28 protein-coding genes and 1 tRNA gene are annotated in these 25,160 nt (G+C 40.0%); 20 read left to right on the top strand and 9 right to left on the bottom strand.

Annotated elements, in window-relative coordinates:
• Positions 1-110: 110 nt before the first annotated feature.
• Positions 111-1,841 (top strand): flagellar hook-length control protein FliK, encoded by a 1,731-nt coding sequence (locus SMUL_RS00605; RefSeq protein WP_025343328.1) that lies wholly within the window; start codon positions 111-113, stop codon positions 1,839-1,841.
• Positions 1,838-2,116 (top strand): EscU/YscU/HrcU family type III secretion system export apparatus switch protein, encoded by a 279-nt coding sequence (locus SMUL_RS00610; protein ID WP_025343329.1) that lies wholly within the window; start codon positions 1,838-1,840, stop codon positions 2,114-2,116. Before SMUL_RS00605 ends, SMUL_RS00610 begins: the two co-directional genes overlap by 4 nt.
• Positions 2,117-2,131: 15 nt before the next feature.
• On the opposite strand, the gene SMUL_RS00615 is transcribed toward SMUL_RS00610, so the two are convergent.
• On the bottom strand, positions 2,132-2,917 hold the full coding sequence (locus SMUL_RS00615; RefSeq protein WP_025343330.1) for a YdcF family protein: 786 nt from the start codon (positions 2,915-2,917) through the stop codon (positions 2,132-2,134).
• On the bottom strand, positions 2,917-3,912 hold the full coding sequence (gene purM / locus SMUL_RS00620) for a phosphoribosylformylglycinamidine cyclo-ligase (RefSeq protein ID WP_025343331.1): 996 nt from the start codon (positions 3,910-3,912) through the stop codon (positions 2,917-2,919). Before purM ends, SMUL_RS00615 begins: the two co-directional genes overlap by 1 nt.
• A 94-nt stretch (positions 3,913-4,006) precedes the next feature.
• Between purM and coaE the strand changes: the two genes are divergently transcribed.
• From coaE to SMUL_RS00635, 3 genes are read left to right on the top strand one after another with little or no spacing between them, the layout of a single operon-like run.
• Positions 4,007-4,612, top strand: coding sequence for a dephospho-CoA kinase (coaE, locus tag SMUL_RS00625; protein WP_025343332.1), 606 nt, complete (start codon positions 4,007-4,009; stop codon positions 4,610-4,612).
• A complete protein-coding gene (dapF, locus tag SMUL_RS00630; RefSeq protein WP_025343333.1) occupies positions 4,593-5,336 on the top strand; it encodes a diaminopimelate epimerase in 744 nt (247 codons plus the stop codon). The genes coaE and dapF overlap by 20 nt, the downstream gene beginning before the upstream one ends.
• 4 nt (positions 5,337-5,340) lie before the next feature.
• Positions 5,341-6,060 (top strand): glucosaminidase domain-containing protein, encoded by a 720-nt coding sequence (locus tag SMUL_RS00635; protein WP_025343334.1) that lies wholly within the window; start codon positions 5,341-5,343, stop codon positions 6,058-6,060.
• A gap of 3 nt (positions 6,061-6,063) precedes the next feature.
• Here SMUL_RS00635 and prfA read toward each other — a convergent pair whose 3' ends face one another.
• The 4 genes from prfA to SMUL_RS00655 form a co-directional block, all read right to left on the bottom strand.
• A complete protein-coding gene (gene prfA / locus SMUL_RS00640; protein WP_025343335.1) occupies positions 6,064-7,131 on the bottom strand; it encodes a peptide chain release factor 1 in 1,068 nt (355 codons plus the stop codon).
• Between the two features lie 36 nt (positions 7,132-7,167).
• Positions 7,168-7,443: a 30S ribosomal protein S20 gene (rpsT, locus tag SMUL_RS00645; protein WP_025343336.1), complete on the bottom strand. Its 276-nt coding sequence runs from the start codon at positions 7,441-7,443 to the stop codon at positions 7,168-7,170.
• A 101-nt stretch (positions 7,444-7,544) separates the two neighbouring features.
• The gene (locus SMUL_RS00650; protein WP_025343337.1) at positions 7,545-9,269 is read right to left on the bottom strand and encodes a potassium channel family protein; all 1,725 of its coding nucleotides are present in this window, start codon (positions 9,267-9,269) and stop codon (positions 7,545-7,547) included.
• A gap of 9 nt (positions 9,270-9,278) precedes the next feature.
• Entirely contained in the window at positions 9,279-9,656 is a 378-nt protein-coding gene (locus tag SMUL_RS00655) for a DUF6394 family protein (protein WP_025343338.1), read from the bottom strand.
• Between the two features lie 121 nt (positions 9,657-9,777).
• Here SMUL_RS00655 and glmM point away from each other — a divergent pair, with 121 nt between their 5' ends.
• The 7 genes from glmM to rplT all read left to right on the top strand — a co-directional run bounded on the left by glmM (position 9,778) and on the right by rplT (position 14,887).
• Entirely contained in the window at positions 9,778-11,118 is a 1,341-nt protein-coding gene (glmM, locus tag SMUL_RS00660; protein ID WP_025343339.1) for a phosphoglucosamine mutase, read from the top strand.
• On the top strand, positions 11,111-11,560 hold the full coding sequence (gene lspA, locus SMUL_RS00665; protein ID WP_025343340.1) for a signal peptidase II: 450 nt from the start codon (positions 11,111-11,113) through the stop codon (positions 11,558-11,560). The genes glmM and lspA overlap by 8 nt, the downstream gene beginning before the upstream one ends.
• Positions 11,561-11,639: 79 nt before the next feature.
• A tRNA-Val gene (locus SMUL_RS00670) sits at positions 11,640-11,715 on the top strand.
• Positions 11,716-11,767: 52 nt separating this feature from the next.
• On the top strand, positions 11,768-13,585 hold the full coding sequence (gene thrS / locus SMUL_RS00675) for a threonine--tRNA ligase (RefSeq protein WP_025343341.1): 1,818 nt from the start codon (positions 11,768-11,770) through the stop codon (positions 13,583-13,585).
• Positions 13,582-14,097 carry a translation initiation factor IF-3 gene (infC, locus tag SMUL_RS00680; protein ID WP_025343342.1) on the top strand — a complete coding sequence of 172 codons (516 nt, stop codon included), beginning with the start codon at positions 13,582-13,584 and terminating at the stop codon, positions 14,095-14,097. Before thrS ends, infC begins: the two co-directional genes overlap by 4 nt.
• Positions 14,098-14,224: 127 nt before the next feature.
• Positions 14,225-14,419, top strand: coding sequence for a 50S ribosomal protein L35 (gene rpmI, locus SMUL_RS00685; RefSeq protein WP_025343343.1), 195 nt, complete (start codon positions 14,225-14,227; stop codon positions 14,417-14,419).
• Positions 14,420-14,533: 114 nt separating this feature from the next.
• Positions 14,534-14,887 carry a 50S ribosomal protein L20 gene (gene rplT / locus SMUL_RS00690; protein ID WP_025343344.1) on the top strand — a complete coding sequence of 118 codons (354 nt, stop codon included), beginning with the start codon at positions 14,534-14,536 and terminating at the stop codon, positions 14,885-14,887.
• A 178-nt stretch (positions 14,888-15,065) separates the two neighbouring features.
• Here the strand turns inward: rplT and ccoG are convergent, their stop codons facing one another.
• Together ccoG and SMUL_RS00700 are read right to left on the bottom strand one after the other, a co-directional pair.
• Positions 15,066-16,433: a cytochrome c oxidase accessory protein CcoG gene (gene ccoG, locus SMUL_RS00695; RefSeq protein WP_025343345.1), complete on the bottom strand. Its 1,368-nt coding sequence runs from the start codon at positions 16,431-16,433 to the stop codon at positions 15,066-15,068.
• A complete protein-coding gene (locus SMUL_RS00700; protein ID WP_025343346.1) occupies positions 16,423-17,121 on the bottom strand; it encodes a recombinase family protein in 699 nt (232 codons plus the stop codon). Before SMUL_RS00700 ends, ccoG begins: the two co-directional genes overlap by 11 nt.
• Positions 17,122-17,323: 202 nt before the next feature.
• On the opposite strand from SMUL_RS00700, the gene rpsU reads away from it, so the two are divergent.
• The 8 genes from rpsU (at position 17,324) to SMUL_RS00740 (ending at position 23,853) form a co-directional block, all read left to right on the top strand.
• Complete coding sequence (gene rpsU / locus SMUL_RS00705; RefSeq protein ID WP_025343347.1) at positions 17,324-17,536, top strand: 30S ribosomal protein S21; 213 nt, start codon at positions 17,324-17,326, stop codon at positions 17,534-17,536.
• 133 nt (positions 17,537-17,669) lie between these two features.
• Positions 17,670-18,389, top strand: a complete 720-nt coding sequence (locus SMUL_RS00710; RefSeq protein ID WP_025343348.1) for a helix-turn-helix domain-containing protein — start codon at positions 17,670-17,672, stop codon at positions 18,387-18,389.
• 4 nt (positions 18,390-18,393) lie between these two features.
• On the top strand, positions 18,394-19,020 hold the full coding sequence (locus SMUL_RS00715; protein ID WP_025343349.1) for a UPF0323 family lipoprotein: 627 nt from the start codon (positions 18,394-18,396) through the stop codon (positions 19,018-19,020).
• A 2-nt stretch (positions 19,021-19,022) separates the two neighbouring features.
• Entirely contained in the window at positions 19,023-20,201 is a 1,179-nt protein-coding gene (locus SMUL_RS00720; protein ID WP_025343350.1) for a glutathionylspermidine synthase family protein, read from the top strand.
• A gap of 168 nt (positions 20,202-20,369) precedes the next feature.
• Complete coding sequence (locus tag SMUL_RS00725) at positions 20,370-20,867, top strand: YajQ family cyclic di-GMP-binding protein (protein ID WP_025343351.1); 498 nt, start codon at positions 20,370-20,372, stop codon at positions 20,865-20,867.
• Between the two features lie 68 nt (positions 20,868-20,935).
• Positions 20,936-21,172: a hypothetical protein gene (locus SMUL_RS00730; protein WP_223809740.1), complete on the top strand. Its 237-nt coding sequence runs from the start codon at positions 20,936-20,938 to the stop codon at positions 21,170-21,172.
• A gap of 38 nt (positions 21,173-21,210) precedes the next feature.
• A complete protein-coding gene (locus SMUL_RS00735) occupies positions 21,211-21,576 on the top strand; it encodes a diacylglycerol kinase (RefSeq protein WP_025343353.1) in 366 nt (121 codons plus the stop codon).
• A 108-nt stretch (positions 21,577-21,684) separates the two neighbouring features.
• Positions 21,685-23,853: a malate synthase G gene (locus tag SMUL_RS00740; protein ID WP_025343354.1), complete on the top strand. Its 2,169-nt coding sequence runs from the start codon at positions 21,685-21,687 to the stop codon at positions 23,851-23,853.
• A 115-nt stretch (positions 23,854-23,968) separates the two neighbouring features.
• Here SMUL_RS00740 and SMUL_RS00745 read toward each other — a convergent pair whose 3' ends face one another.
• Entirely contained in the window at positions 23,969-25,159 is a 1,191-nt protein-coding gene (locus SMUL_RS00745; RefSeq protein ID WP_025343355.1) for a hypothetical protein, read from the bottom strand.
• Position 25,160 lies beyond the last annotated feature (1 nt).

The raw sequence follows: 25,160 nt of genomic DNA on the forward strand, positions 1-25,160 counted from the left end.
TATGAGAAATAAAAGGTGAGATGTTGCGCTCTTTTGAAAAAGTGCGTAACATCCATAAATAATCGTAAAAAGGCACGGACTATGATAGTGTGTGGCACAAAGGTGTTTTAATGGACATTTCAACGACGTCACTGCTTGCAAATCAGCTCCAAACGCTTGACCCAAAAGCGACAGCCAAAGAGAATGCCACAAAGATTATCCAAAACAGTGCCGATATTCCGTTATCGCTTACCGCTCAAAAAAGCACAACAACGCCAAGTAATGCCCAAGAGGTCATTGGTCAACTGTTAGGATCTGCTGTGAGTGAAGCCAAATCGAAAAGTACTATTTTTGAGATTTTACAAAACAATCAACTTTTTAAAAACATGGGAAATTTTGCCGAAGATATTAAAAATCTAAGCTCTATCGTTAAGATGGATTCAACCATTGCACAACCTTTAGCCCTTTTGCAGATTTTTTCCAAGAGCATTGATCAGATTGATACGAAGATGCTTCAAACACAAGTGCAAAACTCAGGTGTTTTTTTTGAATCAAAGTTAGCGAACATTGTGACTCAAAAAGGAGTTGCAGAGAGTATTCAAACACTCCTGTCCGAGCTTCAAACCCATCTTGAGGGAACCAACAAAGCCATTGCTCCCCTGGCAAAAGAGATAACGGCGATTATGGATCGTCTGAATGCGTCACAAGATCTCTCCTCTAAAGAAGCGCAAACAAGCCTGAAAAGTCTGTTAGATCTTTTCCGTCAAAGTGTAAAACAAGAGATCGCAAGTGAGGGAGTGGCTGCGTTTAAAGGTGTTTATCAAAACGTTCAAAAACTTAATTATGCGATTGCTCAGATGGATTTGATCCATTCTAAAGTAGAGAATTATGCTACCAATATGAAAGTGGAAGAGCATTTTACAACACAAGTGAAAGTTCTTTTAGAGATGCTAAAAGAGAACCTCAGTGCCTTGCAACTGGATGAGTTGCAACCTCAAATCGATCAGCTACTCAAAAAAGAGACATTGTTAAAAGCGCCTTCCACTGCGGCGTTATCTTTGCCTTTAGCTGAAGGGTTAGAAGAGGTCGTTTTAGCCACAAAAACAGTGCAAGAGAGCTCTTTAGCAACCGCAATGAGCAAAACTTCTATGCCTCCTGCAACAGTAGAAGAAGCGCTTCAGATGGTGGTGAACCGCATTAAACAACAGATTGAAATTCTAGACAGTAAAACGATTCAGCAAGCAGACTTCCTTGATAAGAGTAGTACGTTAGAGCAAAAGATTCACAGCCTGATTAAGCCTGAGCTTTTTGTGGGCAAAGCCATTGCGCAAAAACTCTCACTTGATCCTACAGATGTAGAGTTGCTCAGCGATATGAAAGGCGTTTTAACCAAACTGAGTGATCATCTTCAAGCATCGGGGCAAAACAAAGAAGCCCTAGAAATTACGAATCGTCTGCTAACACAAATCGAGTACCATCAGTTAGTCTCCTACGTGAGTAGTTCGACACATCTGTATGTTCCTTTTAGTTGGGATGGACTCAAAGGTGGTTCCATGATGATGAAGCAAAGTAGCGATGATAAATTCCATTGCCAAATAGACCTTGATCTTGAAGCCTATGGAAAGCTTAATATGATGCTGGTGCTTTCAGGCGAGAAGTATATTGACATTACCATTGCATCGCAGAAAAAAGAGCTAGGAGAGAAGATTACACAGCAACTTGCAAAACTCAAACGTGCTCTCAACGAGGTGGGCCTTATCACAGGAACGGTGAAAATGTTGGAGTATAAAGACGTCAGTGTTGTCAAAAATGACTATTTTAGCGGTGAAAAACTTCAATTTGGGATTAATATAACAATATGAATACACCCTCCCCTAAACCTCAAAAAGCGGTTGCGCTCAAATATGACCGAGAGAAAAAAGGTGCCCCTCGGGTTGTTGCTTCGGGTAAAGGTGAAGTGGCAAACAACATCATCAAACTAGCGCAAGAGCATGACATCTTCATCAAAAAAGATGCCGATTTGGTCGAGCTGCTCTCAAAAATTGAACTCAATAAAGAGATCCCGCCCATGCTGTATAAAGCCGTGGCAGAAGTTTTTAGCTTTATCTATAAAATTACGGGCGATAAACGCAAATAATCTTTACATGTAAGCCTAAATCCCTCGAAGTTTTAAACTCAACAACCCAACATATTCATGCAGTGCAATGTAACTTTTGTAAAACGAGTGCGCATTTGGAAGGTAATCCCAAGTATCTTTGGCTCTGTGATTGATTTTAAAGTTCGTCGCAGCAGGAATGACGTTGAAGCCAAAGTGCTCATAAAGGCGGATAGATCGTCTCATGTGATACGCAGAGGTTACAAGGTAAATGGTCGGTGTAGCCAGTCCTGCTTTTTCAAACGCAACTTTGCAAAACTGTGCATTTTGATAGGTATCGAGGCTTTTATCTTCTACATGTAAAGAGAACTCTTTGGATCCTAAGCTTTTAGACGTGGGTGTTGGGATTTCGAGGTAGAGTTTTAACTCTTTAAGGCTATCCAAAAAGGCATCGCTTTCCAAATACTCTTTTTGCATACCGCCGCCGCTAAATAAAAGTGGCACATTGTTCGACTTTGCAACCATCAATCCCCACATCATACGCTTATACGCATCGCTGCTCAGTGGTAAATTGGCAACCCCTTGCGTGTGCCCTCCTCCAAGGACGATCACCGCGTCTACGGGCGCTTTGGTGATATTTTGGTTAAAAGGCTCTTCCAGAGGTTTTAAAAGCCAGTCGGCGACATAAGCGTTGCTCAAAAGATAAAAAATGACAGCATTGGCTACAAAGAAAAGACGAAAACGTTTGGCATAGAATGAGGCAACTAAAAAGAGGATAATAAAAATACCTGGCGGTAAAACCAGGTATGTAAAAAGCTTTGAGAAGAGGTAAACGTTACTCATTAGAGCATAATGGCACTACGTTCGCCAGCTTTAAGTTCCCCGATGACATAGCCATCACTGTTTGCAAGGACATCATCGACATTCTCAGGACTGACCACGAGAATCATTCCTACGCCCATATTGAACGTGCGGTGCATTTCGCTCTCTTCGACGTATTGACTCATAAAGTCAAAAATGGGGAGGGTTTTGATTTTAGATTTATACACCTGCGCTTGTAATCCCTCAGGAAGAACACGCGGAAGGTTCTCAACGATGCCACCGCCTGTGATATGTGCTAAAGCGTTGATCTTGGGTTTAAGCGCTTTAAAGAGTTTCACGTAGATACGTGTGGGGGTTAAAAGCGTCTCGATAAGTGGTTTGCCATCAAACTCTGTCTTAAAGGTGTAGCCTAATTTGTCAAAAAACAGTTTACGAACGAGTGAAAAACCATTAGAGTGAACACCTGAACTTGGAAGTGCTATAAGAACATCACCAGCTTTAACGTGTGGAAGACGGTTCATTTCATCTTTTTCAGCGATTCCAACTGCAAAACCTGCAAGATCAAAATCTTTACCGTGATACATGCCTGGCATTTCAGCCGTTTCGCCACCAATGAGAGAACATTCGGCTTGAATACACCCTTGCGCAATACCTTTGACAATGTTCACAGCAGCATCGATCTCAAGCTTGCTCATTGCATAGTAATCCAAGAAGAAAAGTGGCGTTCCAAAGTTACAGATAAGATCGTTCGCACACATAGCAACTAAGTCGATACCAACAGTATCATAAATCCCTGAATCGATTGCCAGTTTAAGTTTGGTTCCAACGCCATCGGTTGCGCCTAAAATAACAGGTTTTTGATACCCCAAAGGTAGCTCATAAGCACCTGCAAAAGAGCCAATGCCTCCGATAACATTTTTATCAAAAGTGGACTTGACGAGTGGTTTAATATTTTCGACAAATTGGTTTCCCGCGTCTATATCGACACCAGCGTCTTTGTAGCTGACAGTGCTCATGGATATGCCTTTAGTGAGGTTATTTATTGTTTAATAGATTTTAACAAAAGTATGTTAAAATCGTTATAAAAATAGCAAAAGGTGTTAGGATTCTATGGCGTATGAACATGCGATTGTTTTAACGGGTGGGATTGCCACTGGCAAAAGTACGGTCTCGTCAATGCTAAAATCACATGGTTTTGATGTGATTGACGCGGACGTCATCGCAAAAGAGGTTTTACCTTTACATGTAAAAGAGGTGGAAGCACTTTTTGGGGATCGTGTCATTAAAGAGGGCACGATTGATCGTAAAGCACTTGGTGCATTGATTTTTAATGATAAAAAAGAGCGTGAAAAACTCAATGCTTTTTTGCATCCGTTGATTCGTCAAGAGATTTTCAGACGTTGTGACCTGTTAGAAGCGAAGCAGAAGCCTTATATCATCGATATTCCGCTCTATTTTGAGAGTGATGGCTACGCGTGTAAGCTCGTCGCTGTCGTCTATGCACCTGTTGAGGTTCAGCGCAAACGGTTAATGGTGCGGGAAAACTTTACCAAAGAAGAGGCGCAAAAGCGCATTGATGCGCAAATTAGCATTGAAGAGAAGAAAATCTTAGCTGATTTTCTGATTAACAACTCCTTTGATATGAAATTCTTAGAGAGTGAAATCGAAAAATTTATCAAATTTGTACGAGGTATCTATGCACATTGCAAAATATAATGCGAATGGAAATGATTTTATTATTTTTCATACTTTTGTTGAGGTGGATCGAAGCACACTCGCCCAACAGCTCTGCGATAGACAAAAAGGTGTGGGTGCAGATGGATTAATTGTGTTGCTTCCCCACAGTGAATATGACTTTAAATGGCAATTTTACAATAACGATGGCAGCATCGCTTCGATGTGTGGTAATGGTACGCGTGCTTGTGCACATTATGCGTTTACGAATCAGCTTGCAGACGCTTCGATGCGTTTTTTAACAGGCGCTGGGGTGATTACTTCCGTGGTCGAAAACGATGTGGTCGAAACAGAGTTGACAACGCCCAAAGTGCTCAGCGAATCCTTCGAAGAAAATGGGCTAACATGGCATTTTTGCGATACAGGAGTGCCTCATTTGGTGACATTCGTTGAGGATATTGGCTGTTTTGACAAAGTGATTGCACGCCAAATGCGCTACAAATACAATGCCAATGTCAATTACGCGAGACTTGAAAAAAATGCTTTACATGTAAGAACGTATGAGCGTGGGGTCGAAGATGAGACTTTGGCATGTGGGACGGGCATGGCGGCATGTTTTTACAGTGCGTATCGTCAAAAACTCGTCGGGACGAGCGCTACGATTTACCCTATCAGTGGTGATGAGTTAAGTTTGCGTATTGTGGATCAAAAACTTTTTTTCAAAGGTAGCGTTCAAAAAGTCTTTGAAACGGTGTTGGACCTCTAATTTCGTGAAAGTATTTTCTACTTTTTTGATCGCCTCGTGTCTGCTTTTGCAAAGCGTACTTCATGCAGGAGGTTTATCTTCAGAGTATTATCAGATTGATGACAGCGCTAAACAAAAAGAGGAATTTATTCGCCAGATGAAAATTCTTGTGGATAAAAGCAACGAAGAGATTCGTAAAGATCGTGAGTTTATTACCAATTTTTTTGCCAAAGCAATGCCCGATGCGTTTCGGGGGCTTAATCAGCAAAATGTAGGTTATTTGATCTCATTACGCAATAAATATGGCATAGAATCGCTCTTTGACAGGGATGAATACTTCAAACGTATTGACGTTATTCCAACTTCATTAGCCCTCGCACAAGCCTCTCTTGAGAGTGGGTGGGGAAAGAGTCGTTTTGCCAGAGAAGCGAACAACCTTTTTGGCCACTGGACTTACTCCGGTGTTGGTTTGATGCCTCAAAATCGAATGATTGGTAAAACGCATATGATTCGTATTTTTGGTTCGCTTCAAAAATCCGTTAACGCCTATATGCTCAATCTCAATACCAATGACGCGTACAGCCTCTTTCGTGAAAGAAGACTCATCGCACGTAACAGTGGGAAAGCATATACGGGAATGGATGCGGCTAAGACGATGGTCAATTATTCAGAACTAAAAGAAGAGTATAACAAAATGATTAAAGAGATGATTGAGCAAAACAATCTCCTGATCTACGATCAATAGACGTTAGAGATTTGCTTCTTTCATAAGCTCAGTTTGATAGTGTGTGATAATCGGGTCAATAATCTCATCGTACAAGCCACCTTCCATAATCGCATCCAAACGGTACAACGTTAGCCCTACTCTGTGGTCCGTAATGCGGTTTTGTGGATAGTTATAGGTTCGAATTCTAGCACTTCTATCGCCTGAACCGACTTGAGTTTTTCGCGCTTCACTCTCTTTGGCATTGCGTTCTTGCATCTGCATGTCGTAAAGCTTTGCTTTAAGAACTTTCATTGCGGCATCTTTGTTTTTGTGCTGAGATTTGCCATCTTGATTGACAACAACAAGTCCTGTGGGTAAGTGCGTGATTCTTACGGCACTATCGGTCGTATTAACCGATTGACCGCCATTTCCAGAAGATCTCATAACATCAATTTTGAGGTCTTTTTCCAATATCTCAATTTCAACATCATCCACTTCGGGCATAACCGCAACGGTAACCGCTGAAGTATGTACCCTGCCCTGAGATTCCGTTAATGGAACCCTTTGGACTCGGTGTACACCGCCTTCGTATTTGAGGCGTGAAAAAGCACCCTGCCCTTTAATAAGCGCGATAACCTCTTTATAGCCGTTAAGTACGCCTTCACTTAAAGAGACCACTTCGACTTTCCAACCACGGTTTTCAGCGTAACGAAGATACGATTTGAAAAGATCTGCCGAAAAAATAGCAGCTTCATCGCCACCTGTTCCTGCGCGAATTTCCAAAAAGATATTGCGATCATCATTGGGGTCGGTTGGGAGTAAAAGAAGTTTAATCTCTTCTTCAATCTCCTCTTTGCGAGGTTCAAGAATTCGAAGTTCATCTTTAGCAAGTTCACCGAGTTCTTCATCATCAAAAAGAAGTTTGTTCTCCTCAATTTGCTCTAGTGTTGAAAGATATTCCAATGTTTTATCTTTGATTTTCTCTAATCCTGACTGCTCTTTAGAAAGTGCGGTCATTTTTTTAATATCAGTAGCGATATTAGGATCACTTAAAAGTGTAGAGAGCTCGTTGTAACGTTCAAGAAATGGGAGTAATTTATCTTTCAGCATGAGAGGAGACTAAAATAAAGAGGGAGTTGCCGCACGTTATGCAGCAACACTACCTAGCGTATTAACAAGTTGTGACAATCTGCTTACACGACGCGCAGCTGTATTTTTAGTTAAAATACCTTTGCCTGCATAAGAGTGAAAGTTTTTATTCACATTTTTCAACGCAACTTCAGCTGCCGCTTGATCACCTGCCTCAACAGCTTCTCTTACAGCACGGGTTAGATTTTTGATTCTAGTTTTATAAAATCTATTTCTTTCAGTGCGTTTTTTTGTTTGTCTAATACGCTTTTCTGCTGACTTGTGGTTTGCCATAGATAAGCCTTTCGTTTTTAAATTTAGGCGTAGATTATATAAAAATAAATATTAAATAGAACTTATTTTAAGGACATTTTAAAATAGAAAGAGCAATCTTTTCATCCATTTGAGAGGTTTTTCGCCGAAATAGGCTTTTTTTGCCAGAGTTTGTTTAAAAAACTCTTCTCTTCTCCATAATAAGCATAGTGAAATTCATAAAAATTATTGGCAATGTACTCTAAATGATCTTGTGCATTGGCATCACCTGCAAATAAGAAGAGGTCGTTTCGCTCCAAAGAACTTTCCCAATCAGGCAGTATCTCAATCTCTTTATGACGCACGCGCATAAGAGGAATGAGATTGTTATTAAAATTTCTATCTTTGAGCGATCGTTTAAGCAATGAGAGCTTGAATGACAATGTTTGAATGTTTTGAACGAGCATTGGTGCTTGTGCCTCATCAATTTTAAGGGTAAAAAGAAGCGGGTGCAAATTGATCTCTAAAAGTTTTTTGGTTAAGCTCATCACTTCATCTTCTGCTAAACGGTGAACATGTTTAATGAAAAGGTCCAAAGTAGGATTTAAAATGGCATTCACCGTTTTATTAATCAGCACTTTGGCGGGAATAAAGATCGTATCAATATTGGAGCTTTCGAAAATGGAAAAATCTTCGAGCTCATTTTCGCGCGCGATGGTAATAATATGAGGATTCAACTTTTTGGCGGTTGCTAAGATCGAAAGGTTATTGGTGTCATCGTCAGTTCCTGCAATAATGGCTACACAGCTATCAATACCCAGTTGTTTGAGGATCTCTTTATCGTCTCCATCGCCAATCATGATCTTGGGGTGATCGTTGCTAGCAGCATTAGGATGAGATATCTTTTGAGGATCAATTTCGGCAAAAGCAATCTCAAAATTATTTTGCTTGAGGACTTCATAAATACTTTTTCCCATTCGCCCGTATCCACAAACAATGTATTTGCCATGCGGAAGGCTTAATAGAGGATCAAAAAGGGTGCCAAGACCATAAATCCAGCGCACCAGTCGCAGTCTATGCGGCGTATTGATTGCCATATTGATGTGCTCTGCAATAATCTCAAAAGGATTTTCAATGATTTGAACTCCCACATCCATCAGATTTTCTGTTTGATTTTTAGTGGTTGATTTAATTGCCATAAAGATAGTGGGGTTGAGAACTTTCGATGTTAATGCGATGCGAAGATTGAGGGCATCGTTTTCAAAAAGACTCACAATCGCGCGGCAATAGGGCGACTTGATTCCTGCACGCTCAAGCGCTTCTGGGTTGTACGCATCGGCATTGAGGCAAAAAACAGGCGGTGTAAAGTTTTCCAAAAGCAGATGATCTCTCTTTTGCTCCTCTTTTTCAATCACAACCGAACGAAGACCATACTCATTAGCTTTCTTAATAATTTCACTTGTAATGCTGTTATAGCCTAAGATAATAATATATTTCTCTTTGAGATATGCCACTTTACGTGTAAATTTGGCTTTTTCAAACTCTTCTAAAAAAAGTTTATTTTGCAAGAGCGCGATGAGGGTTCCCACACTGTAAAACCACCCAGTTACGGTAAAGAAGATCGACATCGAGACCCAAATACGTTGAGGATAGGTAAAAACAAAAGGTGTCTCTCCAAAGCCAATGGTTGTAGCGGTGTAACTGATAAAATAAAAAGCATCAAAAATAGTGAGATGATACACATTCCCTTCATTATCAACCCCATCAATCAGTAAAAGACCAATAATGGAAAGTGTGTATGTGAAAATTATCACCAAAAAAGGGGTGCGCATCCGCTGTAAAATGAGCCATAGTGAGCTGTGTTTCACGTAGCTTCTCTAGCGCTTGGATTTGAGCGTATCACCGATGTAGAGCAAAACGCTGGTAATATTGGCAAGCAGTGCGCCTCCACTGAGGCTGATAATCATCGAGGTCACTTCACGATCAATACTGTAAGCATACGCTGCAACCGTCCAAATCGTTGCCGAAGCGATGAGTTGAATATCAGCAACTAAACTGGTGGCTAAGAGTACCGAGCCTAATTGTGTTTTATCACCAATTTTAAGTGTTGTAGCGATAATATTTACAACCAATGCGGCAAAAAGTTCATATTTACTGTGTAATTCCAGGTCGCCCAAATCGCCGTAAAAAAATCCAAAGTTAAGCGTCATGGCTAAAATAATAAAGAATCCAGAGATCACTTTATCTAAATTCATTCATTTCTCCTCGTGGTGTTAGGGTGCTAAAGTACCATTATACCCTTTACATGTAAAGATTAAAAAAGTTTTGTTACAATTTGCGTATCATTTTACATGTAAAGAGAAAACAGGAAAAACAATGAAACTTTTTGGAACTGATGGTGTACGAGGCAAAGCAGGTAAAAAACTGAGTGCTTTTATGGCAATGCGTTTGGCTATGGCTGCTGGGATCTATTTTCGTAAAAACTCCATTACCAATAAAATCTTAGTGGGAAAAGATACCAGACGCAGTGGTTATATGATCGAAAATGCGATTGTCTCAGGCTTAACGGCTGTGGGGTACGATGTACGACAAATTGGACCTATGCCCACACCTGCCATTGCATTTTTAACCGAAGACATGCGTTGTGACGCGGGTATTATGATCAGTGCATCACACAATCCTTATTTTGATAATGGCATCAAATTTTTTGACTCTTTGGGCAATAAACTTGGTGAAGTGGAAGAAGCGGCGATTGAGAAGATCTATTTTGATGATGAGCTTATTGAAGCCAATCAAAAAATCGAATTTGACATCGGACGATCTAAACGAGTCGATGATGTTATTGGACGTTATATCGTTCAGATCAAAAACTCCTTTCCAAAAAACTTAACCCTTAAAGGGCTGCGCATTGTGCTTGATACTGCCAATGGTGCAGCGTATAAAGTCGCACCGACGATTTTTAATGAACTGGGTGCGGATGTGATTATGATCCACGATGATCCGAATGGAAGCAATATCAATCTTAATTGCGGTGCTTTGCATCCTGAAGAGTTAGGCGAAGAGGTGAGACGCTTGCGAGCAGATGTGGGATTTGCCTTTGATGGTGATGCCGATAGACTGGTTGTTGTGGATGAAAATGGAAATCCTATTCACGGCGATAAGCTTTTAGGGAAGATTGCAACCTTTTTGCAAAGCCAAAACAGGCTGACTAACAAAGGCGTGTGTGTTACGGTTATGAGTAACCAAGCGTTAGAAGATTATTTGAAAAAAGCAGGGATTAAAACGTACCGATGTGATGTGGGCGATAAAAATGTTCTAGAGACCTTGTACAGGGAAAAAATTAACTTTGGAGGCGAGCAAAGTGGGCATATTATTCTCTCCGATTTTGCCAAAACAGGCGATGCGTTAGTTGCAGCACTTTCTGTTATGCACTGTATGCTCACAGAAAAGAAAAAAGTGAGCCAACTGCTCAATCCTTTTGAGCTTTATCCGCAGTTACAACAAAATATTAAAATTGACAATAAAATTCCTCTGAACGAACTCAAAGGCTACACCACCCTCGTCTCAGAATTGGAAAGTAAAAAAATCAGAGTGCTGATTCGCTACTCGGGAACTGAAAATTTACTGCGCATTTTACTGGAAGGTCAAGATGAAAAAACGCTCGAAGAGCAGATGGAAAAAACCGTTAAATTTTTCAAAAGTGCCTTAAATGAATAGAGCTTGGATTGTTGTTTTGGGAGTCGGGTGTTTCATTTTTTTCGCGGATCAATGGATAAAAATGTTTTTTTTAGAAGGTTTTCGCTGGCAGGGAGAATTTTTTTCTTTAATTCTAACCTATAATAAAGGCGTTGCTTTCTCGATGTTTGCCTTTTTAGAAGAGTACCTTAAATACATACAGTTATTGTTAGTGGGTGGCTTAGGGATTTACCTATTTTTTAATAAAGAGATACTTCGTATGTACGCGCTTCCTATTGGAATTATCGCAGGAGCTGCGCTTAGCAATATTTTTGATCGGTTTATTCATGGCGGAGTGGTTGATTATTTCTTTTGGCATTATGGCTTTGAATTTGCCGTTTTTAATTTTGCCGATGTTATGATTGACTTGGGGGTGGTTTTGATTTTATACCGTTCATGGAGAGCGCCTAAAAAAGTGTTTTAATCTTACATGTAAAGATTTTTTCACAAAAAACGTTGCATTTTCGTTTTTTTTTGGTATAATCTCAGCTCTTAAATTGTGTGGCCGCGTAGCTCAGTTGGTAGAGCACTACCTCGACAAGGTAGTGGTCGGAGGTTCGAATCCTCTCGCGACCACCATTTTTTTGTTCTCCCGTCTGTTTGGGAGTTCATACAAGTAAAAGGATTTATTATGATGAATGATGTTATAGCCTACAAAGATGGCGCCCTTATCATCGACACCCAAACCGCTGCTGTTTCCTCAAAGACTTACGAAGACAAAATCTTATTTGACAACTCTAAAGAGGCTCTTGAAGTGATTCGTCACTCCTGTGCACACTTAATGGCTCAAGCCATCAAAGCGCTGTATAAAGATACACAATTTTTTGTTGGACCGGTCATTGAAGACGGTTTTTACTACGATTTTCGTGTGAATGAAAAGATCGGTGATGCTGATCTTAAAGAGATCGAGAAAAAGATGGCAGAACTTGCTAATGCCAAGTTACCCATTGAAAAAAGTTATACGACAAAAACGGCTGTTATTAAACATTTTGAACACGATGATCTGAAACAAGAAGTGTTGCTTCGCATCCCTGATGGTGAAGTTTCCATCTACAAACAAGGGGATTTTGAAGATTTATGTCGTGGCCCTCACGTTCCAAATACCAAATATCTTAGATTTTTTAAATTGATCAAAGTCGCGGGTGCTTACCTTGGCGGTGATGAAAAACGTGAGATGCTGACACGCATCTACGGTATAGCTTTTGCAGATAAAGAGAGTCTCAAAGATTATGTAACCATGATTGAAGAGGCGAAGAAGCGCGATCATCGTAAAATCGGTAATGAACTTAAACTCTTTACCTTTGATGATGAAGTAGGCGCAGGACTTCCTATTTGGTTACCTAATGGTGGAAAATTAAGAAGCAAATTAGAGCAACTTTTATTCAAAGCGCATAGACAACGTGGTTACTTGCCTGTACGTGGTCCTGAGATTTTGAAATCAGAAGCGTGGAAAATTAGCGGGCATTATCAAAATTACGGTGAAAACATGTATTTTACAGTAATTGATGAAACAGAATATGGTATTAAACCGATGAACTGCTTAGGCCATATAAAAGTGTTCCAAAGTGAAGTCAGAAGTTACCGTGATTTACCGCTGAAGTTCTTTGAGTACGGTGTTGTTCATCGTCATGAAAAAAGTGGAGTACTTCATGGACTCTTTAGGGTTCGTGAATTTACGCAAGATGATGCACATATTTTCTGTACACCGGATCAAATTAAAGAGAACGTTTTAGAAATTTTAAGTTTTGTCGATTCTATTATGAAGACTTTTGGATTTAAGTACGAGATGGAGATCTCCACACGTCCTGAAAAATCAATCGGCGATGAAAAATACTGGATAGCAGCAACAGAAGGGCTTAAAAACGCGTTAGATGAAAATGGCATCCATTACGGTATTGATGAAGGTGGAGGAGCGTTCTATGGTCCTAAAATTGACATCAAAATTACCGATGCGCTTAAACGTAAATGGCAATGTGGTACTATTCAAGTTGATTTTAATTTGCCTGAGCGTTTTGATATCTCGTATGTGGATGCCAACAATGAACATGCGCGCCCCGTAATGCTCCATCGTGCCATTTTAGGTTCATTTGAGCGTTTTATTGGTATTTTGATTGAGCACACCTCTGGTGAGTTTCCATTCTTTATAGCGCCAATTCAAGCGGTGATTATTCCTATTTCTGATGCGCATTTGGATTATGCGAAAACATTAGCCAATGCATTGATGGCTGAAGGAATTGACGTTGAGGTCTCTTCTAAAAATGAGAGTCTGAATAAACGTATTCGTAACGCTGAAACCATGCGTGTACCGATGATTTTGGTGATTGGTGATGCCGAAGTTGAAGGACAGAGCGTTGCAGTGAGAGATAGACGCGAAAGAATACAGTATAATTTGACAAAAGAAGCATTAATATCAAATATGAAGGATAAACTTAGTGAGGTACACTTTTGAGTAAAGACAAAGACGTTATGCTAAACGACGAAATCAGGGCAGCTGAGGTAAGATGTGTTGGCGATGATGGCACACAATATGGCATCATTACCAGAAATGAAGCTCTTGCGAAAGCAGACGAGCTAGGATTAGATCTCGTTTTAATTGCACCTGATGCAAAACCACCTGTTTGTAAAATTATGAACTATGGTAAGTTTAAGTATCAACAAGAAAAGAAGTTAAAAGAAGCGCGTAAAAATCAGAAAATTATTGAGATCAAAGAGATCAAACTTTCTGTTAAAATTGCGGCGAATGATGTTAACTATAAAGTCAAACATGCTAGAGAATTTCTAGAAGAGGGTAAACATGTTCGTTTTAGGGTTTTCCTAAAAGGGCGTGAGATGTCTAATCCAGAGATTGGTGAGCAGGTTTTAGAGACTCTTTGGCCACTCATAGAAGATATCGCCGAACGCGAGAAAGCGCCAAAGCTTGAAGGACGTTATATTAATATGCTGGTGACTCCTAAAAAGTAACTCCAGTTTATCGCAATCTTTCCACTCTTTTAATCCCCTCTAAGGAAAATTAAGCTATTATAGCCGTTTTCTAACGCTAGAGGGGATATTTCCTCATTAGATTTTAGAATAATCACAAGGAGTAAGCATGCCGAAAATGAAAACGGTACGCGGTGCAGCCAAACGCTTTAGAGCAGGTAAGAACAGAATCAAAAGAGGCGCTGCCTTTAGAAGTCATATTCTTACTAAAAAACCATCGAAAAGAATGCGTGGTTTGAAAGTCGCTAAAACAGTTGATGCACGCGATGAGAAGTCCGTTAAATTAATGCTTTGTAAAGCGTAATTTAAAAAGAGTTTTTGACAAGAGTCATTCACCCAACATGTAATGTTCCCCTCATTATGAGGGCAAGTTCCCCCGCGGGACACCGACATTGATTTATTTGGTCAAGGAGACACCATGGCAAGAGTAAAAACAGGTATCGTCAGAAGAAGACGTCACAAGAAAATTTTAAAGATGGCAAGAGGCTTCTTTAGTGGAAGAAGAAAACACTTTAGAAAAGCGAAAGAGCAAATAGAGAGAAGTTTAGTTTATGCATTCCGTGATCGAAGACAAAAGAAAAGAGATTTTAGAAGACTTTGGATCACACGTATCAATGCAGCATGTAGACTTAACGACATTAGCTACTCACGCTTCATCAATGCCCTAAACAAAGCAAATATTGATTTAGACAGAAAGATTCTTGCAGATATGGCGATGAATGACCCTGAAGCCTTTGCAACCGTTGTAAAACAAGCAAAAGCAGCGATTTAATACCTCTACACACTAGATGGTGGTTTAACCATCATCTAGCCCCTTTTTTTACCTTCACTTTTTTATTCCACTATCCAGACTTGTTTTGTAAATAAGAAGTAATGAAGATATAAAAAATAACTATTGCAGTATTGAAAAAGTGTGTAAGGAAAAAGTTTCCTTACACACTTTACTCTTTCTAAGGTTGGACATCACTTTTTTTAGGATAGATAAAAATCGTATGTCGTTCTACAATGATGGTCTCTTTTGCATCAACGGCAAAGGCTTTCACCGTAATAGGAAGATCCTCGCCTTCGACTTTAAGCTCTTTAGGCACAGAAACGAGAATCACAACTTTTTTGACTTTTTCACCCGCTTTGAGTAAAAAAGGCTCGCTTGGTTTCTCTATTTTTATATCATTATTGGAAATGTCAAAATAATAAAGATGGTCTTTTGAATCCGTATTTTGAAACAAGAAGGTATAGACATTTTCAACAGTTTTACCATCGTCTGCCATTTTGTAAAGTTGGCTGGTACGGTTAATATTTAAGAGCATATACTCTTTTTGCGTTCCCATAGCAAAAAGTCCGATAAGCGCAATACTTAGCGCCACCATATAGGCAATGGTTCTAAAGCGGAAATATTGTGTTTTAACACCTTTTTCTGCCGCATTATAGCTTGTCCATGTGATCAGAGACGTTTTACCTAATTTTTCCATCACTGGAGTACACGCATCCGCACACTCTAAACAGTTGATACACTCTAATTGCATACCTTTACGAATATCAATATGCGTTGGACAGACGCGAACACATGCTTCGCACCCTGTACAGTCATCGGTTGCCAAAGGAGGTTTGCTTCCGAGTTTGTGACCTTTTTCATCGTAAATCTTTCCACCACGCTTTTCATCATAAATGGTTTGGATGGTATTTTCATCAAAGAGTGCGGATTGAATACGTGCATAAGGGCAAATATAGACACAAAAATTTTCTTTAAGCGTAACAACATCGTACACTAAAAAAGCAGTGATACCTATCAAAAAGCCATACATAATGCTATTATCAAGAGGGTTTTGAAGGTAAACAAAAAAGTCTTCTGGTGGAATAAAATACCACAAGAAGTTCGATGCTGCGAGCAATGCTAAACAGGCCCAAATGACCACTGCTACAAAGCGTTTTAGTATTTGACCCTCGGGCTCTTTTTGTTTATTATGAATATTTTTTCGGATTCCTAGGAGTTGTGTCTGGATGAGATCGCGAAAAATAACTCTGAAAATGGTTTGGGGACATGACCAGCCGCACCAAACTCTACCACCAAGGGTGGTGATAAAAAAGATGCCTAAGAAAAAGAGCATGATAACAAAAGGCATTAAATAAAGTTCTTGCATATCAAAAGCAGTAAAAAAAAGATTTAACTGTTTTTTGTCAAAACTCAGTAAAAAAAAGTGTTTCCCCTCTATGGTAATAAATGGCAAAATCAGTGCAATAAGTGTAATGATGCCAAAAACAACATAGCGTTTTATCCTATAATAGATTGGTTGTGTTGAACAATCGCTATTACAATTCATGGTGTAATCCTTCTGGTTGATCTATGATTTGCGTAATGAGTGAGCACTCTTTCGCGGTTTGAGCTTTCGTAAGTGTTAGTGGTCGTTGACGAGGAGATTGAAGTAAGGTTGCTTTTGCTTTAACAAGTTCTTTTAAGCCTCTTGAATTGACATAATCTTTTAAAGACGTACGGCTTACATGTAAGATTTTTGCAATCTCACTAATGGACGTGCGATTTTCAAGCAGTTCAATCACTTGAGGACGATACGCATCAAATTTGGATTTGGACATACGCCCTTTTGGTCTTCCTTGCGCTTTTTCTTTGTCCAATTTTTTATTGAACTCGCGTTGTTTTACCAGAAGATCCAGTAAGACTAAGGGTTTTGAGTCAACATGAATACAGGCATTTGCATCGGCAATGTGTATCGAAATGGAACGTGTTAGCAAGCACTCAAATACTTTGACTAATTCTTCCACATTGTTGGAAAAGGTTGATAGATCAAAAATGATAATATGATCATTTTTGGAAAGTGATCGTAAAAAACCTTTAAACTCTTTACGCTCTTCTAACTCCAACGTAGAATCGGAGTTCTCAATCTCTGTTGTATCGATTTTGAGATCGTGATGATGAGCGTACTTCATGATCTGTTTTTGCTGAACAATGATGGGAGCATCATCGCTTCTGTTTTTTAAAAGGACAATATTCATAAAAATGTCACCTTTTTATCATTTATATAAACGAAAGTATACAGATATTGACGTAGAAAGTCAATATAAAATTGAATTTCTACGTCAATATTCATAATAATATAGTATTAGTATAAAAGTAATAAGTTGTTTTAAGCTTACATGTAAAAAGAGTTGGCTAAAATGCAACCCTAAATTCATCCAGAAAGGTGGTGGATAGAGTATGCCAGGAATTAAAGTACATCCTAACGATTCGTTTGACGAAGCGTATAGAAAGTTTAAAAAACAAGTTGATCGTAACCTAGTTGTAACCGAAGTGCGTGCAAGACGTTTCTATGAAACAGCAACCGAAAAACGCAAAAAAGATAAAATTAGTGCGCGCAAAAAACAGTTGAAAAGACTTTATATGCTTCGCCGTTACGAGTCGAGACTCTAACACACACAGCCAAGAAGTTAGCTTCTTGGCTTCTTCTCTTCACTCTCCAAAAAACTTTCTCAAAATAAACTAAACAAACCTATGATAACATGAATGCAAATATATTTCTCTTTGTTAGCAAAAGGGTCACAAGATGGATAAAAAACTAACCGTTATTGAGGCGGCAAAGCTTTTAGGCGTGAGTAAAGAGGCTATCTACAATCGTTTGCGAAGAGGGTCGTTACAAAGCGTTGTTGAAAATGGAGTAAAGTACATTTTACTAACAAAAAATAGTCTCAAAGAAGGAACGCCTGCGCGCAAAATCCAGAGTCCTACCGAGAGTGCTTATGTTGAGCTTCTTAAACTACAGCTTGAAGAGATGAAGCTTAAAAACGAGAAGCTAGAAGGAGATAAAGAGCGACTGATTGCCGATAAAGAGCGTTTATTAATCGAATCCAAAGAAAAAATCGAGATGATCTATAAAGAGAGAGATGAACAGCTCAAAGCCATTCTTACGTTAGCCAATCGCCAAATCGTGCATGCTCCCATAAATGAAACCGTCACAGCGGCTAACGCATCTACGACAGATGCTTCTATGCCAAAGAGTCCTAGTGAAGACACTTTTTCTTTCGAAGAGGCGGATGTCTTAGATGAAGAGGAAGAGGGTGGTGTTTTGGAAAATAGGTTTGAGGCATACAGTGACTGGAGAGATTTGCGCAGTTATCTTAAGGAAAAAGGATTTTCTAAAAAAGAAAAACAGTATATTAGCGATAAAGTAGGTAAAAAAGTAGGTCAGCTGAATGATGTGATGGATAAAAATGGCAAACTTTTTATCAAAAAAGGAAAAAAGCTTAAAGAGATATTGGGAGAATAAAAAAATGAAGTATATTCGTAAAATTTCAGACTATATGATTGCCGGAGGCATAGGTGTGCTTGTGATTGCCAGCATGCAAGGGTGCGATCAAAAAGATGAGAATAAAAATGTTCTATCCGATGCCGCTAAAACACAAGGGGCATTGGTCATTGTCGATGAAAGTGCTACAGGTGAGTATAAAATCGCAGAAGAATACCCAAGCTCAACAACACGGGTCATTGTGCGAAAGCCCGATGGAAGCGAGCGTATTTTATCGCAAACCGAAATTGATGCACTCGTCAAAGAAGAAGCCGCTAAAATTGATAACAACACATCTGCGCTCACAAATCCAAGCATGGGTACAGGTCAAATGGGATTAGGTGGTATTTTACTCTCCAGTATCGCTGGTGCGATGATTGGTAGTTGGATAGGCAATAAACTTTTTAACAACCAAAATTTTCAAAATCAACGTGCAGCAACGTATAAATCTCCACAAGCTTACTCACGAAGTACCAGCAGTTTTAACAAACCGATGTCAACATCAGGCAGCAGTAGCGCTACTAAAAGCAGCGGGTTCTTTGGTTCTTCAGGCTCAAGTAGTGGCTCTTCATCCAGTGGTACTTCAAGTGTACCTAGAAGTTCAGGAAGTTAATCATGTTACATGTAGAAAAAATTAAACCTTTAAGCAGAGAATTTTTAGAGTCGATCGGCTTTTACTGGCATACCGATGCCGATCAAACATCGTATGTTGCGGACGAGCTTGTTCTTGTCAGCAACGATGAAGTGGAAGCGTATTATGAAGCGGCTAACACGCTGTACGATATGTTTGCACAGGCAGGTCAGCATGTGATCGATAACAATCTTTTTCATGAGCTAAACATCCCTTTTAATTTAGTGGAACTGATCAGAAACTCATGGGCAAATGATGTGCATTGGCATCTGTATGGTCGTTTTGATTTTGCAGGTGGTGTGGATGGTAAGCCAATTAAACTCATCGAATTTAATGCCGATACACCAACCTCACTTTATGAGACAGCCATTATTCAATGGGCAATGCTTAAAGCCAATGGTATGGATGAAGCGAAACAATTCAATACCGTTTTTGAAGCGCTAAAAGAGAATTTTAAACGCCTTGTTGTACTGGGTGGAAATACAGAAGATTTTGCTGAGTATTACGATGGTTGGAAGATTTTGTTCTCTTCAATTCGCGGAAACATTGAAGATGAAAATACTACACGGTTACTTCAAACAGCCGCAAATGAGGCGGGATTTCATACCGATTTTGCGTACGTGGATGAGGTAGGATTTAATGCCGAAGGGATTTTTAAAGAAGATGAAAATTTCGAATTTTGGTTTAAATTGATTCCTTGGGAAAATATCGCCATCGAAGAGGGAGATTTAGCTCTTATTTTAGATGAAATTGTGCGAGAGCAAAAAGCGATTATTCTCAATCCTGCCTATACACTGTTGTTTCAAAGCAAGGCATTTATGAAAATTCTATGGGATCTTTTTCCTAACCATCCGCTATTGTTAGAGACATCGTATGAGCCACTAAAAGGCAAAAAACAGGTTGAAAAACGGGCGTTTGGACGGGAAGGTGCTAACACGGTTATTTACAATACCGATATGTCTGTTATGGCAAAAGTTGAGGGTGATTATGGCAATTTTAAACCCATTTACCAAGAATATGTGGAACTTCCCAAAGACAATGAAGGTAAATCCTACCAAGCAGGGGTCTTCTTTGCTTATGAAGGGTGTGGTCTTGGTTTTAGAAGAGGAGGGCTCATTATGGAGAATTTCTCCAAATTTGTGGGTCACCGCATTAACGATTAAAGTATGAGACTTCTTGCAAAACTTAATTTTGTAAGAAGAAAAAGCACCAAAGGTGCGTGGGCACTCTGCCGAAGAGAACCCAGTGTTAACGTAGTCTTTAGAGCTTTGCTTTAAAGACGTGTAAAGAGTTCTGCAAGAACTCTATTGATAAGATTATAAGGAGAAAAAATGGCAAAAGAGCATAGTTTTGACATTACTGCAGAGATAGACAAACAAAAATTTAAAGATGCGTATGAGCAAGCTAAAAAAGTCATCACCAATCGATGGGATTTTAAAGGCATTACGTGTGAATTTGAACACAATGAAAAAGCCAAAACGGTGACGTTGTTGACGACAAGCGATACAAAAGCGGATGCTATGGTGGAGTCATTGATTTCCGAAGCGATTAAACGTGACATCTCTTCAAAAGCACTCAAAGAGACCAAGCGAGAAGTCGCAGGTGGCAATAAAACCAAAGTCACCGTCAGCATTGTTGATGCGATTTCCGGTGAAGATGCGAAAAAAATTGTCAAAGAGATTAAAGAACTTAAACTCAAAGTGCAAGCTTCCATTCGAGGCGATGTGGTACGTGTGGAGGGCAAAGCGATCGATGATCTGCAAGAGGCGATCAAAGCGATTCGCGGATGCGATTTTGACTTTCCTGTCAATTTTACCAATCTTAAGTAGCTATGGAGCAGATACCTCCTATTCTTGAGCTCGTTCCCAAGATCAAAGGATTTTGGTGTAGGATTTTAATGTTTAGCCTTTATGGTGCGTTAACCTTCATCCCTTTGATTGTGGGACTGTGGATAGGCTATGTGTACAATATCTGGATAGGCATCGCTTTTTTTCTGTTTTTGACGCTTGTAAGCGGCGTCATAAGCTCGAAAATGCGTGTCTGTTCCATTCCTTTTGACCAACGCGAAATGAACTATTCGACGATGGCGATTGTGAAGTGGTATTTGGCGCGAAATATCTGTTTCAAAGCGTAATCAATCCTTACATGTAAAATTTTGATATAAGGCTTAGTGTGCGAAATCAACCTAAATACCATTTTATAAAAAATACAACCTACGCTCTTAAAGGGCTTAGGGATATTATTGTCAATGAGACCTCTTTTCGCTTGGAATTGATCATTGTGTTGTGTTTATTGCCTGTGAATTTTTTAGTGCCTTTGGAGCTTTCGTATAAACTATTGATGTTTATTGCTTTGATGGGAATGCCTTTGGCGGAGGCAATCAACAGTGCCATTGAGCGAGTGACGGATTTGGTCACGCTTGAGTACCACGAAATGGCAGGGCGCGCGAAAGATGCAGGAAGTGCGGTTGTGTTTTTAAGCATCGTGATTGTTGTGGTTGTATGGGGTGCTTGTTTTATTAAAATTATTTTTGGGTAATTTTTACACGACCGTTGCGTTGTGTGTGAACATTTGTGTCAAACATCGCAAGATTGTCATGCGGTTGTGTTAGCCTTTACGAAAAGAGAGATTCGTAGGAGGCAAAACGTGTCAGATAAAATTTTTGTAGGTCATTTAGCCATTGATAGCGTACTGTATGATTTTATGATCAATGAGGCACTTCCCCAAACGGGTATTTTGCCAGAGCGATTTTGGAGTGGGTTTGAACAAACCGTACAAAGCCTTGCTCCGTTAAACAAAGCCCTTTTAGACAAACGAGATGCGTTTCAAGCAACTTTGGATGCGTGGTATAAAGCGCGTCGTGGTACTTCGTTGTCATTTGAGGAACATCACGCTTTCTTGCGCTCTATTGATTATCTGATCACCCCTCCATCACCTTCTTTCATTGCACCGTTACATGTAGATCCTGAAATCGCTCATTGTGCCGCACCTCAGTTAGTCGTCCCCGCAGACAATGCCCGTTATGCGCTCAATGCCGCCAATGCACGGTGGGGAAGTTTATTGGACGTTTTTTATGGAACCGACGTAGTAGAAGAGGCAGTGGGGTATGAAAAACAAAAGGACTATAACCCCAAGCGAGGTGAAAAAGTCTTTGCGCTGACGTATGATTTTTTAGATGTTATTATCCCGTTAAAACAAGGCTCTTATCGTGATGTGAAATCCTTTACAGTGCGAGATAAAGCCGTAATTATGACGCTTTTATCAGGAACTGATACAACGCTCAAGGTGCCTGAACAATGGGTGGCTTACCTTGAAAAAGAGGGTGTGTTAACTTCGCTTGTTTTTAAACATCATGGTTTACATGTAGAGATTCAATTCGATGCAAAAAGTCCGATAGGGCAGAGCAATGCCGCTGGTATCAAGGATGTTATTTTAGAATCGGCGCTTAGCGCTATTCAAGATTGTGAAGACTCGGTTGCGGCGGTAGACAGTGCGGATAAGGTGAATATTTATCGTAATTGGAATGGACTAATGAAAGGTGATTTGTCTGTTGATTTTGAAAACAGAGGCAAAAGGATTCATCGTACCCTCAATCCCGATAAGCACTTTTTAACCCCCGATGGACAAACACTCACGCTCAAAGGTAGGGTGTTGTTATTGATTCGTAATGTGGGAATGCACATGTACACCGATACCATCACCTACCGAGGCGAAGCCATTCCCGAGGGTTTTTTAGATGCGTTTGTCACCACGTTGTGTGCTATACATGATGTGCGTAAACGTGAGGGCATTCGCAACAGCGTGGAGGGGAGTGTTTATATCGTAAAACCAAAATGCCATGGTCCAGAAGAGATAGCTTTTGTAAGCACTCTTTTTGCGCAGGTTGAAGAGGTTTTGGGGCTTCCTGCATACACCATTAAAATGGGCATTATGGATGAGGAGAGGCGTACCAGTGTCAATCTCCAAGCATGCATTGAAGCGGCAAAAGAGAGCGTCTTTTTTATCAATACAGGATTTCTTGATCGAACGGGCGATGAAATTCATTCGTGCATGGAATTGGGCGTCGTTGTTCCCAAAGAAGAGATGAAAAAAGAAGTTTGGTTGAAGGCCTATGAAGACCAAAATGTCGATATTGGACTTCTTTTAGGGTTTAAAGGAAAGGCTCAAATTGGGAAAGGTATGTGGACGATGCCCGATGCTATGAAAAAGATGGTAGAGATCAAAATCGCTCATCCCCAAGCGGGAGCTACCACAGCATGGGTGCCTTCTCCTACGGCGGCGACATTGCATGCGTTGCATTATCATTATGTGGATGTGATGGCAAAACAAGATGAACTGATGACACGGCAAAAAGCGTCACTGGAAGCATTGCTGACACCGCCTCTTTTGAAACGTGCATTGAGCGCAGAGGAGAAAACCAAAGAGATTGAAAATAACATCCAGAGTATTTTAGGGTATGTTGTGAGATGGATAGATCAAGGTGTTGGATGCTCTAAAGTACCTGATATTAACAATGTTGAACTGATGGAAGATAGGGCGACGTTACGCATTTCAAGCCAACATCTTGCGAACTGGTTGCACCATGGATTGGTGAGCGAAACAGAGGTGAGAGAGGCGTTTAAAAAGATGGCGATAATCGTCGATCGTCAAAACAGTCATGATCAACAGTATAAACCAATGGCACCCCATTTTGAAAAAAGTGTTGCGTTTCAAGCTGCATGTGATTTGGTTTTTAAAGGAAGAGTTCAACCCAATGGCTATACGGAATTTATTTTACATGTAAAGAGAAAAGAGGCTAAAAAAGAGAGAACGTGAAACGATCTTAACTCTTCGGACGCAGCTCGTTTTGTGAGAATGTATTGGATGAATGGTTACATGTAAAGTATCGCAAGGCTCATTGAGCCTTGCGATACTTCAATAGAAGACGCGCTTAGAGTGTATTTTTAAAGACGACAACAAGTCCCCATGCAATAAAGACTAATGCCCAAATAATCGTAATGCCAACCGTAGCATTGGCCAGTTTAGTAACGGTACCATCTGCCGTATAAAGACCTTTGGTTCGTCCTGCCCTCCATGCTAATGTCAACATAAATCCAACGCCCGTAAAGCCAACGCAGACAAATGTTGATAAGAACATAATCACAGTTGGCCAGTCGATATTCATTGGATAATCATAGATACTGTAGCCGTATTTGCTCATGATATTCATGCGAATGACTTCACGCAGTGTTGAAATGAGAAGTGCCGTTACCACTAAAACAAGGGTTGTAATGTAACTGTTGATCTCTTTGATCACCATAAAAAGCAAAATAAGCACAAAAAGTACAATAGCAAGCACCAATGGATGAAATAACATATGAAGTGTAAGAACCCATGCTGCAAAAAGAACAGCACTGATCAGTAAGCCTACAATAGCTATTTTCTTACCAAGGCTCTTCACAAATGCGAGATATTCAGCCGTATAGCCATCGCATTTTGATGTGTAATCTGTATAGTTGAGCAAAAAGATACCCACAACAGGTGTACTAAGGCTCACCATAAAGGCTAAGCGTAGAATATCAATATGCAAAACAGTACCAGATGTGTCTACCACGCCATTGGGGGCGTACCAGTTCATCCACTGATCGGGTTGAATGGATTCGTTGGCAAAAGCATGCATCAAAACCCCTGCTGCGATAAAAGCAACAAAAGAGACGCTACCGATAAGCCATGTAAACGAAGAATTGCCTTTATTGGCATAATAGAACCAATACCAAAGTGAGTACGCTAAAATCAGGATATAGATAAAAGCAACAACCCAAAGTCCTGATAATGTGTTGGTGACGTACCAATTCGCATCATAGATGACTTGCGTAAATAAAAGAGGAGCGACCCCTAAAACAATGAGCAAAGAGACGCTGATTTTGGCAACCTGTGTCATATGCGCACCTAGTTTTTTCCAGTTTTCATCAATGGATTTTTTAGCATTACCAATCAATGCAAGGGGTATTCCACCAAGCGCTAACAAAACAAAGGCGATATGCAATGCCCATGTTAGAATATAAAGTGCTTGAAATACAATGGGATAAAAGGGTACGCCCGCAGGATCGCGAAGCGTATTTAAAACAAGACCAATATCCATG

The sequence above is a fragment of the Sulfurospirillum multivorans DSM 12446 genome, from assembly GCF_000568815.1.
GTDB classification, from domain to species: domain Bacteria; phylum Campylobacterota; class Campylobacteria; order Campylobacterales; family Sulfurospirillaceae; genus Sulfurospirillum; species Sulfurospirillum multivorans.